The organism is Pseudomonas sp. H3(2019), from assembly GCF_007713465.1.
Lineage (GTDB): Bacteria > Pseudomonadota > Gammaproteobacteria > Pseudomonadales > Pseudomonadaceae > Aquipseudomonas.
Genome location: NZ_VMSG01000002.1, coordinates 146646 through 163199 on the forward strand (window position 1 = coordinate 146646; position 16554 = coordinate 163199).

15 protein-coding genes and 1 pseudogene are annotated in these 16554 nt (G+C 61.3%); 4 read left to right on the plus strand and 12 right to left on the minus strand.

Going from position 1 to position 16554, the window contains the following annotated elements:
• Positions 1-291, minus strand: coding sequence for an addiction module antidote protein (locus tag FPT12_RS03065; RefSeq protein ID WP_123425943.1), 291 nt, complete (start codon positions 289-291; stop codon positions 1-3).
• 2 nt (positions 292-293) lie between these two features.
• Positions 294-587, minus strand: coding sequence for a type II toxin-antitoxin system RelE/ParE family toxin (locus FPT12_RS03070; protein WP_145014591.1), 294 nt, complete (start codon positions 585-587; stop codon positions 294-296).
• A gap of 386 nt (positions 588-973) precedes the next feature.
• On the opposite strand from FPT12_RS03070, the gene FPT12_RS03075 reads away from it, so the two are divergent.
• Together FPT12_RS03075 and FPT12_RS03080 are read left to right on the plus strand one after the other, a co-directional pair.
• Positions 974-1348, plus strand: a complete 375-nt coding sequence (locus FPT12_RS03075; protein WP_145014592.1) for a DUF6124 family protein — start codon at positions 974-976, stop codon at positions 1346-1348.
• Between the two features lie 357 nt (positions 1349-1705).
• Positions 1706-3424: a hydrogenase maturation protein gene (locus FPT12_RS03080; protein WP_145014593.1), complete on the plus strand. Its 1719-nt coding sequence runs from the start codon at positions 1706-1708 to the stop codon at positions 3422-3424.
• A 44-nt stretch (positions 3425-3468) separates the two neighbouring features.
• Here the strand turns inward: FPT12_RS03080 and FPT12_RS03085 are convergent, their stop codons facing one another.
• Positions 3469-6093, minus strand: coding sequence for a glucosidase (locus FPT12_RS03085; RefSeq protein ID WP_145014594.1), 2625 nt, complete (start codon positions 6091-6093; stop codon positions 3469-3471).
• 141 nt (positions 6094-6234) lie between these two features.
• Here FPT12_RS03085 and FPT12_RS03090 point away from each other — a divergent pair, with 141 nt between their 5' ends.
• Complete coding sequence (locus tag FPT12_RS03090; RefSeq protein WP_145014595.1) at positions 6235-7098, plus strand: LysR family transcriptional regulator; 864 nt, start codon at positions 6235-6237, stop codon at positions 7096-7098.
• A gap of 98 nt (positions 7099-7196) precedes the next feature.
• Positions 7197-7397, plus strand: a pseudogene (locus FPT12_RS03095) (SRPBCC family protein); the annotation flags it as partial.
• Between the two features lie 78 nt (positions 7398-7475).
• On the opposite strand, the gene FPT12_RS03100 reads toward FPT12_RS03095, so the two are convergent.
• From FPT12_RS03100 to FPT12_RS03140, 9 genes are all read right to left on the minus strand, one after another.
• Positions 7476-7715, minus strand: coding sequence for a YdcH family protein (locus FPT12_RS03100; protein ID WP_145014596.1), 240 nt, complete (start codon positions 7713-7715; stop codon positions 7476-7478).
• 173 nt (positions 7716-7888) lie between these two features.
• A complete protein-coding gene (locus FPT12_RS03105; protein WP_145014597.1) occupies positions 7889-8548 on the minus strand; it encodes a DUF799 domain-containing protein in 660 nt (219 codons plus the stop codon).
• Entirely contained in the window at positions 8545-8901 is a 357-nt protein-coding gene (locus FPT12_RS03110; RefSeq protein WP_371922485.1) for a DUF4810 domain-containing protein, read from the minus strand. Before FPT12_RS03110 ends, FPT12_RS03105 begins: the two co-directional genes overlap by 4 nt.
• Positions 8902-8946: 45 nt before the next feature.
• Positions 8947-9621 (minus strand): CsgG/HfaB family protein, encoded by a 675-nt coding sequence (locus FPT12_RS03115; RefSeq protein WP_162491272.1) that lies wholly within the window; start codon positions 9619-9621, stop codon positions 8947-8949.
• Positions 9622-9825: 204 nt separating this feature from the next.
• Positions 9826-12924, minus strand: coding sequence for an error-prone DNA polymerase (locus tag FPT12_RS03120; protein ID WP_218570706.1), 3099 nt, complete (start codon positions 12922-12924; stop codon positions 9826-9828).
• The gene (locus FPT12_RS03125; protein WP_145014600.1) at positions 12900-14315 is read right to left on the minus strand and encodes a DNA polymerase Y family protein; all 1416 of its coding nucleotides are present in this window, start codon (positions 14313-14315) and stop codon (positions 12900-12902) included. The genes FPT12_RS03120 and FPT12_RS03125 overlap by 25 nt, the downstream gene beginning before the upstream one ends.
• A gap of 7 nt (positions 14316-14322) precedes the next feature.
• Positions 14323-14940 carry a translesion DNA synthesis-associated protein ImuA gene (gene imuA / locus FPT12_RS03130; RefSeq protein ID WP_145014601.1) on the minus strand — a complete coding sequence of 206 codons (618 nt, stop codon included), beginning with the start codon at positions 14938-14940 and terminating at the stop codon, positions 14323-14325.
• On the minus strand, positions 14940-15557 hold the full coding sequence (lexA, locus tag FPT12_RS03135; protein ID WP_145014602.1) for a transcriptional repressor LexA: 618 nt from the start codon (positions 15555-15557) through the stop codon (positions 14940-14942). The genes imuA and lexA overlap by 1 nt, the downstream gene beginning before the upstream one ends.
• A 47-nt stretch (positions 15558-15604) precedes the next feature.
• A complete protein-coding gene (locus FPT12_RS03140; protein WP_145014603.1) occupies positions 15605-16522 on the minus strand; it encodes a LysR family transcriptional regulator in 918 nt (305 codons plus the stop codon).
• Positions 16523-16554: the final 32 nt, after the last annotated feature.

The window sequence follows — 16554 nt, forward strand, 5'->3', positions numbered from 1 at the left end:
TCAAGCACGCCCAACAGTGGCGTGGAGCTCAATGCCCATCGCACGCATCACTTTAATCACCGTGTCGAAGCGTGGCTTGGCGCCTGGCGCAAATGCTTTGTACAAGCTTGCCCGGCCAAGGCCCGAGTCATTCGCAATCTGGGCCATACCGCGCGCCTTTGCGACGTATCCAACCGCACGGATGAACTCGTCAGTATCGCCCTCGGCCAGAACCTGAGAGAGGTACTCGCTGACTGCTTCGTCAGTGTCCAGAAGCTCCGCCATATCAAACGGCATAAGGGTATCGGACATTTTTAAACCTCCTTTGCCAATCTTTTGGCCTGCCGGATATCGGAAGGTTGAGTGGACTTGTCCCCGCCAGCCAGCAGGACCACGACAACGCCGTCGCGCATTGTGAAATACACGCGGTATCCAGCCCCGACATCAACGCGCATCTCGGATACACCTTCACCTACTGGCTTCACATCGCCCAGGTTGCCAGTTGTGGCTCGATCAATGCGTCGTGCGATGGCAATCCTTGCGCGTACATCACGTACAGATACAAGCCAATGAGCAAAATACTTGGTTTGCTGGATTAGATAAGTCACGAGGAAGTGTATCCAATTGGAGACATAAAGCAACCGTGTTTTGTGAGTCGAAGGGGCGAGAGATTCCTCTCAGCCACATCCAATCGAAGGTCACTTTATGCCTTGATCATCCACGTGAAGCCCTACATAGATAACACCTGCGTGTGTACCGGAACTGCCTTGCTGCCTGCTTCGAAACATAAGCAGCTGCGGGCGTTTACTTTTGCCGACTGAGCCCCTGTCAGAGGCTACAGCGCCTTGCGTAGCGACCTACACCTGCGCCAGAATCCGCCGGCTTGCGCGTATTGGCCCTCACCCCTATCGTTTCCGTGTCGCTGACCATTCAGCGGCACGGGCTTGGCGGCCCAGAATTCAAGGTGTTTCCCGATGACAAAGTGAGGTTCACCATGTTCAAAGCCACCCCCAATCCCTCTGAAACCGACCCCGTTTCCCCCTACGCCTCCCTCGATTCAAAAGAACTCCACGCCGCTGCGCACCGTGCGCTCGATCATTACCTGGTGTTGCCAGAGACCAAGGCATTGCTAGCCGACCGACGCCCCGGCTGCATTTTCGTCATCGCCCCCGACGTCGACAGCGAAACTCTATTGGCTCATGCCTGCGAAACACTCGCCTCGGCCAACGTCATGGCCAGCGATCTGGCGTTTGACCTCGAAGGCCCCAAACGCAATACCGCGCTGGGGATTCAGCAGATGATTTCTCTGGCCGAGTTGGCAGTGAATCGGGCACTGGACCACCTCGATCCACCGGATTCGCCGGAGTAGCAAGCAACACCGTGGAGCTCTTGTGGCGAGGGGGCTTGTCGGAACGCCGCACCGCCCCGTTGGGACGCGAAGCGACCCTAAAACCGGTGTCCGCGGTGTATCTGGAAGTTCCCGTTGATCAAGGGAGCGGCTGCTTTGCAACCGAACGGGGGCAAGCCCCCTCGCCACAGGTTCTCGGCCGTGTCTGCGAACAACACAAAACCCGTCGCCTTTTCACAAGACGACGGGTTTTGTCGTTTCAGATTGATCTCGATCAGGTTCCCCCCACAGGGCTGCCTCTACCCTTGCGCTTCCATCAAAGGCCAGGGACGGCTCAATGGGAGCCTCCGGCTGCGCATCCTCAGGGAAGAGTCATCCATGCGGTCATTGAAGATCATTTTGTTGTCATCGGCGTTCAACGGTTTGACCCAACGCGCCTGGCTGGACTTGCGCCAATCGGGTCACGAGCCCAGTGTGGTGCTGTTCACCGACGAAACCTCGGTATGCCGACAGATCGAGAAATCGGCGGCCGATCTGGTGATCTGTCCATTTCTCAAGGATCGTGTTCCGCAACGGCTCTGGAGCAACCCGGATCGTCCGGTGGTGATCATTCACCCCGGTATCGTCGGCGACCGCGGCGCCAGCGCTCTGGACTGGGCCATCACCCAGCAGGTCAGCCGCTGGGGCGTCACGGCCTTGCAGGCAGTCGAAGAAATGGACGCTGGGCCGATCTGGTCGACCTACGAATTCAGCATGCCCGCCGACGTGCGCAAATCCGAGCTGTACAACGGCCCGGTGAGTGACGCTGCGATCTATTGCATCCGTGACGTGGTGGAAAAATTCGCCAGCGATTTCGTCCCGACACCCCTCGATTACACGCAACCGAACGTCATCGGGCGCCTGAAGCCGAACATGAAACAGGCCGACCGAACCTTCAGCTGGCACGATTGCGCACAGTTCATCAAACGCAGCATCGATGCCGCCGACGGCCAGCCGGGTGTGTTGGCAAGCCTGGCCGGTGGGCAGTATTACCTGTACGACGCGCACCTGGATTTACGCAGTGGCACACCGGGGACCATTCTTGCCGTGCAAGACGATGCCGTGCTAGTTGCGACCGGGGATCACAGCCTGTGGATCGGTTCGCTCAAGCGCAAGGCCCAGCCAGGGGAAGAAACCTTCAAATTACCGGCGCGGCATGTGTTGGCCGGGCAACTCGATGCAATACCGGTACTGGACGGATCAATCGCCAGCCAACCGTTCAACGAAGCGGCCTATCAACCGATTCGTTATCGGGAGTCGGGCCACGTCGGTGAACTGACCTTCGAGTTCTACAACGGCGCCATGAGCACCGAACAGTGCCAACGGTTGGTTGCGGCGCTGCAATGGGCCAAGGCCCGGGACACTCAAGTGCTGCTGATCAAGGGCGGTCGCGGAAGCTTTTCCAACGGCGTGCACCTCAATGTCATTCAGGCAGCCAAGGTGCCGGGGCTGGAAGCCTGGGCCAATATTCAGGCGATCGACGATGTCTGCCAGGAACTGCTGACGGCCCGACAACTGGTGGTCAGCGGCCTGACCGGCGGTGCCGGAGCCGGCGGCGTAATGCTGGCGCTGGCCGCCGACATCGTATTCGCCCGGGCGGGTGTCGTGCTCAATCCGCATTACAAAACCATGGGCCTGTATGGCTCCGAATACTGGACCTACAGCCTGCCCCGCGCAGTGGGCAGCGAAATCGCGCACAAGCTGACCGAAGAGTGCCTGCCGGTCAGCGCGTTTCAGGCCTGGCAGTTGGGGATGATTCAGGAGATTGGTCCGCGCTGCCCGCGCGAGTTCAGCCAATGGTTGTTGCAACAGGCCAAGGGCGCATTGACCGATGAAAAGTACGCGACGTTTCGAGCGCGCAAAGCCAACATGGACCTTCAGCAGATCGAACACTGTCGCGAGGTCGAGCTGGCCCAGATGCAACTGGACATGGTGCACAACCGCCAGCAGTTCGCCGAGAAGTGCCGCAACTTCGTGTTCAAGCGCAAAACCTGCCAGACCCCGCAACGCTTGATCGCGCCGTGGGTACTGGAGCGCGAAGCGACGCTGATCGCTTGATAGGCCACGTGATCATTCCCATGCTCTGCGTGGGAACGAGCTCGCTAGAGCAGCAAGGCCACCAGCGCACTCCAGCCGGTTTGATGGCTGGCACCCAAGCCGCGGCCGGTTTCGCCATGGAAATACTCGTGAAACAGCACCAGGTCACAGCTCAACGGGTCGGCCTGGAGCTGCGCGTAGCCGACCATCGACGGTCGGCTACCGTTTTCATCCCGCAGAAACAGTCGAGTCAGACGCTGACTCAAACTGTCGGCTACTTGGGCAAGCGATGCCAGATAGCCTGAACCGCTGGGGTATTCGACCGAAAAGTTTTCGCCGTAGTAGCGATGAAACTCACGCAACGACTCGATCAGCAGGTAATTGATCGGCATCCACAGCGGCCCGCGCCAGTTGGAATTGCCGCCGTACAGCCGCGAACCGGATTCCGCCGGTTCATAGTCGGCACACAGTTTGTTGCCATTGATTTGCATGCCAAACGGATGCTCGGCGAAGGCTTTGGACAAGGAGCGAACGCCGAATTCGGAGAGGAACTCGGCCTCATCGAGCATGCGTTTGAGCAGGTTTTTGGTGCGCTCGCCACGCAACAGTGCGAGCAGTATCCGATTGCCTTTTCCGGGCTCGGTCCAGCGTGAAATCAGACTCGCCAGGTCCGGCCTATGATGCAGGAAGCCCAATAAACGCTCACGCAAACCCGGCAACCCTTCGTGCTCGTGCTGTTCCAGCACCTGCACCGCGAACAGCGGCATCAAGCCGACGATAGAGCGCAGGCGCAGTGGCTCGTTGGCCCCGTCGGGACGGTGCAGAACATCGTAGAAAAACTGGTCCTGTTCATCCCACAACCCTTCAGCGGCATCGTCCACGCGGTTGATGGCGCCGGCGATATAGAGAAAGTGCTCGAAGAACTTCACCGCGATGTCGACGTACACCGGATTGCGCTTGGCCAGTTCCAGGGCAATCCGCATCAAGTCCAGCGCATACGCCGCTACCCATGCCGTACCGTCGGCCTGATCCAGGTGAAAACCGGGTGGTAACGCGGCCGAACGGTCAAACAGCGCAATGTTGTCCAGCCCGAGAAACCCGCCCTGGAACAGGTTGCGACCTTCGGCATCCTTGCGGTTTACCCACCAGGAAAAATTCAGCAGCAGCTTGTGGAAAATCCGCTCGAGAAAATCCATATCGCCGACACCGGTCAAGGCCTTGTCACGCTGATACACCCGCCAACTGGCCCAGGCATGCACCGGCGGGTTGGCATCGTCGAAACGCCACTCATAAGCCGGCAGTTGGCCGTTGGGGTGCATGAAGCGGTCTTTGACCAACAGCAGCAGTTGATGCTTGGCAAAACCCGGATCGATCAACGCGTAAGCAACGGCCTGAAAGCCCAGGTCCCACGACGCGTACCACGGATATTCCCAGGTGTCGGGCATGGAAACGATGTCGGCGTTCGACAAATGCCGCCAGTGGGTGTTGCGGATGTGCAGCCGCGCGGGCGGTGGCGAGGGTTGTCCGGGGTCGCCGTCGAGCCAGCGATTGACGTCGAAGTAATACAGCTGCTTGGACCAGAGCAACCCGGCCAGCGCCTGACGCTGAACGTTACGTGCGTCCGGGTCCGTCATCTGTGCTTGCAGCACCGCGTAATAGTCATCGGCCTCCAAGCGACGGCGTTCGAACAACGCCTTGGCGTTGATCTTGGGCACGACAGTCGGCGCAAAGCGCAGGTAGATGCTTTTGCGCGCCAGCCCGTCCAGTTCGAGAACAAAATGCGCCGCGACCCGAGTACCGGCGTCACGTCGAATCGCCCCCGCCACACCGTCGACCAGATAATCGTTGATGCCATCCTTGAACGGGCCGTTGGCGGGCACACCGTCGAGTTTCGGATGATTGGTCTGGTTGTCGCAGAACAGCCACTCACATCCCTCCTCGCCCCAGGCACTGAGTTGCCGGTCCGCCAGCATCGGGTGCTGCGCCAGGACCGAGTCGCCGGTCAGCGTCAGGCTGGGCATGTGCCGGTCACCACCCCAACTCCAGGTGTTGCGCGCCCACACCTGAGGCAAGACCCGCAGACGCGCCGGCAAATCCGAACGGTTGTGCACGGTGACCCGCATCAACAGGTCATCCGGGCTGTTCTTGGCGTATTCCACCGTTACGTCGAAGTAGCGGTCGTCCTCGAACACCCCGGTATCGAGGATTTCATACTCGGTATCGGAAAGGCCGCGACGAGCGTTCTCGGCCACCAGGTCGGCATAGGGAAACGTTGCCTGCGGGTATTTGTAGAGCATGCGCATGTAGGCATGGCTCGGCACCCCGTCGACATAAAAATACAGCTCTTTGACGTCCTCGCCGTGATTGCCTTCGGCATTGTTCAGGCCAAACAAACGCTCCTTGAGAATCGGGTCGCGCTCGTTCCATAGCCCCAATCCGACACACCAGTGCTGGGCCCGGTCGCAAAACCCGGCCAACCCGTCCTCGCCCCAACGATACGCCCGGCTGCGGGCGTGCTCATGCGGGAAATACGTCCAGGCATCGCCATCGGCGCTGTAGTCCTCGCGCACGGTGCCCCATTGCCGTTCACTCAAGTACGGGCCCCACTCGCGCCAGCACTGCGCCTCATCACCAACCAAACGTTGGCCTTCGACGGTGTCGAGAATGTTCGCGGCCGACTTTGCTGTCATGAGAACGTCCGTTGTTGCCTGGGATGATTTGCAGTGTAGAGCGAGGACTCGCCCCGGTGCACGCGGCTTCCTGTTCATTCAACTCGAGTTCAGGCGCACGCTTGCTCTACACTGCGGGGCTCTTCACCTCAGCGACGGCTTATGGACATCGATCTCGCCCGTACCTTTCTGGAAATCGTTCGCTGCGGCAGTCTTGCAGCCGCCGCCGATAAGCTGCACGTCACCCAGACCGCGATCACCGCTCGGGTGCAGAAGCTCGAAAGCCAGCTCGCCAGCACCTTGTTCGTACGCAACCGCGCTGGCGCTCGCCTGACCGCGGATGGCGAAGCCTTCGTGGTGTACGCCAATCAACTGGTACAGACATGGGAAGCCGCGCGCCGGGATTTGCCGCTGCCGGAAGGCTACCGCAATGTGCTGCACATCGGCGGCGAGGTCAGTTTGTGCAACCCGTTGATGCTCAGTTGGGCCCGCGAACTGCGTGAGAAGATCCCCAGCCACGCCTTGCGCACAGAAATCCGCGACGGCGAAAACCTGCTGCGCCAACTGGAATTGGGCGTGCTGGATGCCGCGCTGGTGTTTCAACCCGAGTACTGGCCACAGCTGCAAGTGGAGCAACTGCTGGAGGAGAAACTCATCCTGGTGCGCCTGCCATCCAGGCCCGAACCCTACGTCTATATCGACTGGGGCAAAGAGTTCCGGCGCCAGCACGACGCGGCACTGCCGGACAAGGCCAAAGCCGCGCTGAGTTTCAACCTCGGCCCGCTGGCGCTGCAATACATCCTGCAAAGCGGTGGCACCGGTTATTTCCGCACTCGGGTGGTTCAGACCTACCTCGACAGCGGCGTGCTGGAACGGGTGCCCAAAGCCCCGGAATTCAGTTACCCGACCTATCTGGTGTATTCACGGGATCGCGACTCGGCGGTGCTGCAACAGGCCTTTGAGTTGTTGCGCGAACTGGTCAAGGCCGACAGCGACTGGTCGCAGCGCTGGGATCCGTTGATCTGAGCAACATCCACACCCGTTCGGCGTGAATACCCACTCAATCCCGACATCCATTGGCTGAATAATTTCTCCGCGACTAGTCTTTTGTTAATAACAACGACGTGACCTATGAATGCGCCAGCGAGGGTGACGGCACTTGCTTCGTTCGCACCCTGGAATACCGCTTCAGCGGACGGCTGATGCGCCTGGCCAATCGACTGCTGCTCAAGCGGCGTATCGAGCACGAATCGGCAGCCTCGATGCTGGCCCTGCGCGACATGGCACAACGGGCAATCCCGGCCCAGACAGGGTCAATCGCCTGATGCGCAACACACCACATTGAATCAACGCGTGCAAGCAGACTGCCGAACAGGGGGCGACACGGCGCCCCCCCACGTTGGTCACGTTCTGGCAGAACCGTTCAATCTCTGGGATATTTCGTCTTTGATAGAAAGGCGCTTTTCCTTGAGCTTCCTTACTTCGTCATCTGCCTGAGCCTGGGCTTCTGCCTTCAGGACCCGGTTGTCGATATCCGAATATTTATCCAGCAGCGCATTCAGGTGGGGATCATTGGCACGCTTTTGCTGAATGACTTCCTTTGAGCAGCTCAGGTCCTGATACAGGTCATGATTCACCGGCATGGAACACCTCCGTTTGTTGATCGGTGGCGAACGCCTTTGCGCGCGCTCGCCAGCTATCAGAATGGCCTCGCTCGGCAGTTGCTGTCGACTATCAATCGGACCAGCGGTGCCCGTTGGTCGCAACTCGCGACTGGCAAGGGTGACGAGGGAGCTTGCTCCCTTGCAGAGGTCAATCAGTCAGTGCCGTACTTCGGCGAACGCGGCCCGTACAGCAACCCCGCAGAATGGCCCGCCGACAACAGTCGTTCACTGGTGATACCGGCAATCGGGTGAGCGGCGTCGGTGGAGCTGTTGATGATCTGCTTGACTGCTGCGGTGATCAGCAGACCCACCAAACCACCTGAGTTGTTGTTGCCACCCTCTTCGCTCGACGCGCTGGCCGAGCCGGTCCACAAGGTAGTGCCCGTCTTGAGGTCTACCAGTTTCGCGCTGGCGGTAACCACGGTCGCACTGGAGATCACCATGTAACGAGTGCCGTAGTCAGTCACGGTAATGTAGAGCGCGGCATCGGCACCGAAGATCTCTTGCAGTTTGTTGGCTGGCGCCTGGTGGATGTCCGCCGGCGTGGTCAGACCGTTCTGGTGGAACGTCTCGTCGACCAGCGCGATCGGCAGCACGTAGTAACCGGCTTCAGCCAACGGATAGGTAACCTGCGAGAGCATGCTGTAAGACGCCTTGACGTCCGGCGAATTGTTCAGCGGCGGCAGCACCAGAATGGTTTTTGGACGGCTTTGTTTATAAGCCGAGTAGTCCACGGTCTTGGGGCTGACGCAACCGCCGAGGACTGCCAGGGCCAGCAGGCCGGCCATCAGTTTCAATGAGCGCGCGATCATTGGGTATCTCCGGTCTTGGCGTTTTTAAGCAGAAAGTCCATGTACGGCGTCGACTCGGGAAACAGGGTCTTCTCGGTTCTGAACTGCTGCACCATCTGATCGTCCTTGCCCAGGCTCAGGTACAACAGACCCAGGTGAGCGTGGTAGCCAGGCGGCGGCGTCTTGCCGGTGGATTTGATCTTTTGCAGGTCGCGCTCCAGCGCTTCGGCCTGGGCTTCCTTGGGCTCCTCGCCCTTGAAATACTCATAAACCTGTGGCTGGTAGCCTTCCCACTGGTAAAGGGTTTGCGGACTGCTGCATCCGGCCAACAGGCCACTGACCAGCAACATCGACGCCATCGGCGCCCACGACATATAACGCTTGAACATGCTTGTAACGCTCCTTGTCATCGACCTTGATCAGTTGCCCGGCTTCCATGCACCCGAGTTCATGCCATCCACCAGGCGATTGATCGCCTCGCGCATCGCCAGGTCGAGCACCTTGCCGTTGAGGGTCGAATCGTAGGCCGCGGTACCGCCGAAGCCGATGACTTCACGGTTGGACAAGGCGTATTCACCTGCGCCCTGAGTCGAATAAACGACTTCCGACGTGCTGATATTGACGATGTTCAAGTTGACCTTGGCGTACGCCACCTGGGTCTTGCCACGGCCAAGAATGCCGAACAGCTGGTGATCGCCAGTCTCTTTGCGGCCGAATTCGGTAACGTCGCCAGTCACCACAAAATCAGCCCCCTTGAGGCGCTGGGACTGCCCCTTGATCGCTGCTTCCTGCTGGATCTCGCCCATGTTGTCGCGGTCCAGCACGCTGAAGCGGTTGGTCTGCTGCAAGTGAGTGATCAGGATGGTCTTGGCCTGACCGCCGAGGCGATCCACACCATCGGAGAAGATCCCGCGCATGTAGCTCGAACGGTTGTCGAACTTGCCAACGGCCATCGGCACTCGAACACCGACAAAGGCCTGGCTGGCGCTTTCGACTTTGGCTACCGGCAATGCGCGGGAGCTTTCGGTCGCACACCCGGCCATCGCGCCTAATACGGCAATCGCTGCCCCTGATACCACCATTCGAGAGATCATTCTCACTGTGCATTCCTTTTGAAAAACGGTTTATCCCGGCACGGTCGTGCCCAACCACAGCGGGTTGCGGTGGCGAAAAAGCGATGGGAATTTGAGTCGGCAAGCGTCGTGCAGGACGTCGACGGACGGCATTATGCCAAAGTGCACTATTGAAGACAGTGTTTAAATTTTTTTGGCGTCAGCTCTTTGAGCGATCCGGGTGATTTAGTGAAAGTCCCGGCTGTGCACGCTGATGCCGTTGAGCAACGAGCTCAGGTCGCTCAAGCGTCCGGCGATCAGGTGCCGGACTTCACCGACCTTCTCCCAGCGGCCGTCGATCTTGAGCAATTGCGAGCCGATCAGTGCTTTGCGTTGGCGCTCGGCGAGGTCGCGCCAGACCACGACGTTGATGTTGCCAAACTCGTCTTCAAGGGTCACGAAGGTCACGCCACTGGCCGTGCCCGGGCGTTGGCGGCCGGTGACCAGGCCGGCGACGCTGACGTTGCGCCCATGTTCGACCTCCAGCAACTCCCGCGAACTGCGGCAACGTCGGGCACGCAACTCATCGCGCAACAACGCCAGCGGATGCGGGCCGAGTGTGGTGCCGACGCTGCTGTAATCGGCTTGCAGGTCTTCACTCACGGTCGGTTTGGGCAACACCACGCAAGGCTCTTCCTGGCTCGGCAACCCGACGAACAACCCAAGTTGTTTCTGCACCCCCGCCACTTCCCAGCGTGCCCGATGACGATCACCGGCCAGCCGGCGCAACGCTCCGGCGTCGGCCAGTTGCTCTTGGGCTCGGGCATCGAGTCGGGCGCGCTCGCCCAGGTCGGCGATGTCGATGAACTCACCCTGCAAACGCGCTGCTTCGATGCGGCGCGCATCGTCCTCGCGAAAGCCCTTGATCATGCGCAACCCCAGGCGAATCGCCGGTTGCTCACCGTCAGTCGGCTCCAGGCTGCAATCCCAATCGCTGGCGGCCACGTCCACCGGACGGATCTGCAACTGATGCCGGCGCGCATCCTGGAGAATCTGGTCCGGGCTGTAGAAACCCATCGGCCAGCTGTTGATCAGCGCACAGGCGAACGCCGCCGGCTCATGGCATTTCAACCAGCAGCTGGCGTAGGTCAGCAAGGCAAAACTGGCGGCGTGGGATTCGGGAAAACCGTAGCTGCCAAAGCCCTTGATCTGCTCGAAAATCTGCGCGGCGAACTCCTCCGAGTAGCCGTTTTTCAGCATGCCTTCGCGAAGACGCTTCTGGTGCGGTTCAAGGCCACCGTGGCGCTTCCAGGCCGCCATGGAGCGGCGTAACTGATCGGCCTCGCCGGGACTGTAATCGGCGGCCACAATCGCGATCTGCATGACCTGTTCCTGAAACAACGGCACGCCGAGAGTGCGTTTGAGCACGGCCTCCAACTGTACCGAGGGATAGGTTTCCGGCTCTTCCTTGTTACGTCGCCTTAGGTACGGGTGCACCATCCCGCCCTGGATCGGGCCGGGACGGACGATGGCCACTTCGATCACCAGGTCATAGAAGTTTTGGGGTTTGAGCCGGGGCAACATCGACATCTGTGCCCGGGACTCAATCTGGAACACCCCGATGGTATCGGCGCGGCTGATCATCTCGTAGGTTTGCCGGTCCTCGGACGGTATGTTGGCCAGGCTCAAATCCCGCCCGCGATGGTGGCGCAACAGATCGAAACAACGGCGAATGGCGCTGAGCATGCCGAGGGCAAGAATGTCGACCTTGAGCAGGCCGACCATGTCCAGATCGTCCTTGTCCCACTGGATGATCGTACGCTCGGCCATGGCTGCGTTTTCCACCGGCACCAGGCTGTCCAGCGGCTGCTCGGAAATCACGAAACCGCCCGGATGCTGGGACAGGTGCCGGGGGAAGCCGATCAACTGCCGGGTCAGACTCAGCACCTGGCGCAGCACCGGGCTGTCCGGGTCGAAGCCACCTTCGCGCAGGCGTTCCAGCGGCGGCACATCGTCGCTCCAATGGCCACAGCAATCGGCCAGCGCATTGACCTGATCCGGCGGTAAACCGAGGGCCTTGGCCACGTCGCGGATCGCACCGGCACCGTGGTAAGTGCTGACCACCGCTGTCAGCGCGGCCCGGGTTCGGCCGTAACGCTGGAACACGTACTGCAGGACTTCTTCGCGGCGCTCATGCTCGAAATCGACGTCGATATCCGGTGGCTCGTTGCGCTCTTTGGAGAGGAACCGCTCGAACAGCATGCTCGTCCGGCTCGGGTCGATTTCGGTGATTCCCAGGGCATAACACACCGCCGAGTTGGCGGCCGAGCCGCGCCCCTGACACAGAATGCGCTGGCTGCGGGCGAAGCTGACGATGTCTTCGACGGTGAGAAAGTAACTCTCGTAACCGAGCTCGGCGATCAGTTTCAGTTCCTTTTCGATCAGCGCCATGACCGTGCTGTCCGGCCCTTCAGGCCAACGCCTGCTCAAGCCCTGCTCGGTCAACCAGCGTAGCCAGGAAGTCGGGGTCTGCCCTTCGGGCACCAGCTCGCGCGGGTATTGGTAGCGCAACTGACCGAGATCGAAGGTGCAACGCCGGGCAATGACCTGCGTCTCTTCAAGCAACGACGCGGGATACAGCTCACGCAACGCCTCAAGGCTGCGCAAGTGCCGTTCGCCATTGGGGTGCAAGCGCTGCCCGGCGTCGGCAACCCGCACGTGCAGACGAATCGCCGTCATGGTGTCCTGCAATGCGCGGCGGCCACGGGTATGCATGTGCACATCACCGCTGGCCACCGCCGGAATCTGCAAGCGGGCAGCCAGGGCCTGTAAATCGGCCAGACGCCGGGCGTCGTTCTGTCCGCAGTGCAGCTCGACCGCCAACCACAGCCGCTCGCCGAAAATACTTTTTAGCCAGGCGCCGTGTTCCAGTGCGTCGACGGCATCTGGCACCCACAACGCCAACAGTCCGGGCAATGGTTCGCTGAAGTCTTCGCGCAGCACCCGGTACTGGCCCTTTTCCGTGCGCCGTCGGGCGTGGGTGATCAGCCGGCACAGGGCCTGATAACCCTCAAGGTTTTCCACCAGCAGCACCAGCTTGGGGCCGTTCTCGATGCGCATTTCACTGCCGATGATCAACGGCAATTCCAGCGCCTTGGCCGCTTGCCAGGCGCGGACGATGCCGGCCAGAGTGCACTCGTCGGTGATCGCCAGGGCTTGGTAACCCTGACGTTTGGCCCGTTCGAACAGCTCGTGGGCACTCGATGCACCGCGCTGGAAACTGAAGTTCGACAGGCAGTGCAGTTCGGCGTAGTCAGCGCTCATGCGAACCAGCCTTGCAGCCACAGCGGTCCGGCCTCGCCCACCGCACGATAGGCCCAGGCCTTCGAGCCTGCGCGGGTTTCGATCAGGTAGTAATCGCGGCGCACGTCGGCGCCATCCCACCAGCCGGACTCGATGCGCTCCGGCCCCATGAGGATGTGCGCCGTGCCTTCGTGCACGGGTAACGGTTCGGTCAGCAACCAACCGGGACGCTGTACATCAGGCAGCGCCGGGCAGGCCTGAGGCTGTGCATTCGGCAGCCAGGCACACTCCGGCCGATGATCGGACTGAAAACCCAGGCCCTGCACCGCCTCATCCCCGAGCCGCGCACGCAAGCGTTCGCGCAGTTGCTCCCAGGGCAAGGACTGTTGCGGGCGTTCGTCGAACAGCTCCCGGCGCTGCGGGACGAAGCTTGGCAAGTCTTGCGCCGACAGCCGAAAACCGCGCACCGGCGCTTCGACCTGCACCTGTTCCAGCCGCCCGCGGGCCAGTTCGAAGAGCATCGCCGGATCACGCTCGGCGCTCAGCAGGCCGACCTTGATCAGTGTATCCGGCAACCCAGCGTGTTCCAGATGCAGGTCAAAGCGCTGCACGCCGCTGTCCCGGCCACAGAGGAACGCCGAGAGATCACCGGTCAGCCGGCGCAAGGGGAACAGCAATGCCTGATGGGATTGCACATCGAAATTCAGCTCGATCCGCACATCGAAACGGTCCGGCGGCAGATAAAACCCCAAGGCCAGCGGCCGTTCGCCCAACAAGGTATCGAGGTGCTTGAGCACTTGCGCCTCGAAGCGTCGGGCCAGGGTTTGACGCGGCAGCGCCTGAACCTGGCCCAAGGTGCGCAAGCCCATGCGCGACAGTGCGGTGGCGACCGTTTGCTCAAGCCCGATCCGCTCGACAGGCATCTGCCCGAGCAATTGCCGTAGAGCGTCATTGTCCGGCACCGCCAAACCGTCGTAGGCATTGGCCAGGACCCGTGCGGCCAGCGGGTTGGGCGCCGCGACCAGTCGATGGCGAAAACCCAGCGCCGAGAGCTCTGCGCGCAACCGCGCCTCGAACTGCGGCCAGGGCCCAAACAGCCCCAGGCTCGACTCGATTTCAAACAGCACCGCACGCGGGTAATGCACGCTGACCTGGGAGCTGAAGCGGTAGGCCCAGGCGGCGAGAAACTGCTGCCAATGCTCGATTTCGGCCACGTCATAGTCGGCGCTGACAAAGGCCTTGCTCAAGGCCTGGGCGGCGGTCATCGACTGGCCCGGACGCAGCCCCAATGCTCGCGCCGGTGCATTGACCGCTTGCAACACCCGACGCTGCGCCGGACCGCTCAGCAGCACCAGCGGTTCGTCAGGGTCGCTGCGCTGACGCAACACCGCGTCCAGCGCCAACTGCGGGAAAAGGATACAGACCCAGCGCATGCCAACCTCACTGCCCGGTGGCGAAGGCAATCGGTGCCGAACGGGCCAGCCCGCCACGGCACTTGAGCACCCTTAACTGCGCGGGCCTTGAATCGATGGCGATGCGCAGGGCTGCCGGCGAAGGATTGATGGCGTCCTTGATCGAGCGATAGGCAAACGCCAGGGTCTGCCCGGTTTCCGCCGCCACCTGCAAACGGCGCAAGGCGCGGTCATCCGCCTGTTGCGGCCAGCACAACACCGCCCCGCAACTGCCTGAGCGCAGGCATTGTTCCGCCGCCCACAGTGCCTCGCGGTCACTGGCCTGGATGATCGACAACTGCCGCAGATCCACCCCGGCGTTCTGCCAGGCCTGGGGATACGGCACATGCGGCGGCGCTACCAGCACCACTCGCTCACCGGCGGTCGTCAGTCGGGCCAAGGTTGGCCATACCAGTTGCAACTCACCCACGCCCTGCCCGGCGACAAGAATTTCGCTCAGCGCCGCTTCCGGCCAGCCGCCGCTGGGCAAAGCCGCGTCCAGTGCCGCATGCCCGGTCGGCTGCGGGCTGATGCTGGGTGGCGCGGGCCGGCCTTTCCAGACCTGGCCGCCATTGAACAGCGTATCCAGCGCAACGACGGCGCCCATCACCCTTGCCTCACCAGACCACAGAACACCCCTTCAATCGCCAGGTCCTGATCGGCAGTGACCACAATGGGGCTGTAAGCCGGGTTGCGCGGCAGCAACCGCACGCTGTCCCCTGCCCGCTCAAAGCGCTTGATGGTGACTTCGCCCTCAAGCCGCGCAACGACGATCTGGCCGTTCCGCACCTCGGCACTGCGGCGCACGCCCACCAGATCACCGTCGAGAATGCCGTCGCCGATCATCGAGTCGCCCTGAACCCGCAGCAGGTAGTCCGGTGTGCGCGAGAACATTGCCGGATCCAGCCACAAGCGGCTGTGCACCTCGGCATCGACGCCCATCGGCGCACCGGCAGCCACCCGCCCGAGGACCGGGATATCCAGCAACTCGGGGCGACGCGGCTGATTGAGCAAGCGAATACCGCGGGCCTGATGCGGATTGACCTCGATAAAACCGGCCTCGGTCAGCGCCACCACATGCTTGCGCGCCACGCTGCGCGAGGCAAAACCAAACGCCTCGCTGATTTCAGCGAGGCTCGGTGACTGGCCTTGTTGCGCAATACGGTCGCGGATGAAGGTCAGGATGGCGGTACGGCGGGGAGTCAAAGTCGTCATGGAGTACATTTGTACTCCTCTCGGGTTTTCCTGACAATAACCGCCAGTCGTAACGCTTAGCTCAAGCCGCGCTGGCGCAGAAAAGTCGAAATGAAATCGATGAAAGCCGCCACCTTGGCAGTGGCGCGACGGTGACTGGGGTACACCGCCAGGATGTGCGAACCGAACGCGTCCGGATCAATCTCGTAGTCGGCCATCAACCGCACCAGCCGGCCATCCGCCAGATACGGCGCGGCACTCCACAGCGGCGCGTGCAGCAGCCCGCGCCCTGCCAGCGCAGCGGCCAGCAGCAAGTCGTAATTGTCGCTTTTCAGGCGCGGCCGCGACGGCTGGGGCAGGCTGAGCCGCTGACCGTCGCGCTCGACCCACCAGAATTCACGGCTCAGGTCCGCATGGCGATAAAGCAGCCAGTGATGCTGATCGAGGGTCTGCGGCGTCACCGGAACCGGGTTGCGCGCCAGGTAGTCCGGGCTGGCACACAGGGCCAGGCGATTATCACCGACGACTCGGGCGATCTGTCCGGGCAGGTCGTCATGACCTTCACGCAATGCCAGGTCGTAGCCGCTTTCGAGCAGATCGACGAACTCGTCGCACAGGTCGATGTGCAAACTGATTTGCGAGTATTCATCGAGAAAGCCTGCGCATACCTCGTCGAGAAAGGCCCGGCCAAAGGCCAGCGGCGCAGTGATTTTCAATGTGCCCTGCAAACCATGCTGCACCTGCAGGATCTCTTCGCTGACCTCTTGCAGGCGTTGCAACACCTGACGCGCGGTCTCCAGATAAAGCCGCCCGACCTCGGTCAATAAAGTGCGCCGCGTGCTGCGCTCGAACAAGCGCGCACCCAGTTCATCTTCCAGATGGCTGACCGCTTTGGTTAGCGCTGACGGTGTTTTGCCCAGTTGCTGCGCGGCACGGCTGAAACTGCCGTGTTCCGCCGTCGCAACAAACATTTTCAAGGCACTGAGCGTGTCCATGGTTTTTCCATTCAGGCAAAAGGGTTTTGCTG

Coding starts and splice junctions, on each gene's coding strand:
- FPT12_RS03140 (WP_145014603.1), bottom strand. CDS start 16,522: ATGGACACGCTCAGTGCCTTGAAAATGTTTGTTGCGACGGCGGAACAC.
- imuA (WP_145014601.1), bottom strand. CDS start 14,940: ATGGGCGCCGTCGTTGCGCTGGATACGCTGTTCAATGGCGGCCAGGTC.
- FPT12_RS03080 (WP_145014593.1), top strand. CDS start 1,706: ATGCGGTCATTGAAGATCATTTTGTTGTCATCGGCGTTCAACGGTTTG.
- FPT12_RS03090 (WP_145014595.1), top strand. CDS start 6,235: ATGGACATCGATCTCGCCCGTACCTTTCTGGAAATCGTTCGCTGCGGC.
- FPT12_RS03085 (WP_145014594.1), bottom strand. CDS start 6,093: ATGACAGCAAAGTCGGCCGCGAACATTCTCGACACCGTCGAAGGCCAA.
- FPT12_RS03125 (WP_145014600.1), bottom strand. CDS start 14,315: ATGCGCTGGGTCTGTATCCTTTTCCCGCAGTTGGCGCTGGACGCGGTG.
- FPT12_RS03110 (WP_371922485.1), bottom strand. CDS start 8,901: ATGTCGTGGGCGCCGATGGCGTCGATGTTGCTGGTCAGTGGCCTGTTG.
- FPT12_RS03115 (WP_162491272.1), bottom strand. CDS start 9,621: ATGATCTCTCGAATGGTGGTATCAGGGGCAGCGATTGCCGTATTAGGC.
- FPT12_RS03100 (WP_145014596.1), bottom strand. CDS start 7,715: ATGCCGGTGAATCATGACCTGTATCAGGACCTGAGCTGCTCAAAGGAA.
- lexA (WP_145014602.1), bottom strand. CDS start 15,557: ATGTACTCCATGACGACTTTGACTCCCCGCCGTACCGCCATCCTGACC.
- FPT12_RS03065 (WP_123425943.1), bottom strand. CDS start 291: ATGTCCGATACCCTTATGCCGTTTGATATGGCGGAGCTTCTGGACACT.
- FPT12_RS03105 (WP_145014597.1), bottom strand. CDS start 8,548: ATGATCGCGCGCTCATTGAAACTGATGGCCGGCCTGCTGGCCCTGGCA.
- FPT12_RS03075 (WP_145014592.1), top strand. CDS start 974: ATGTTCAAAGCCACCCCCAATCCCTCTGAAACCGACCCCGTTTCCCCC.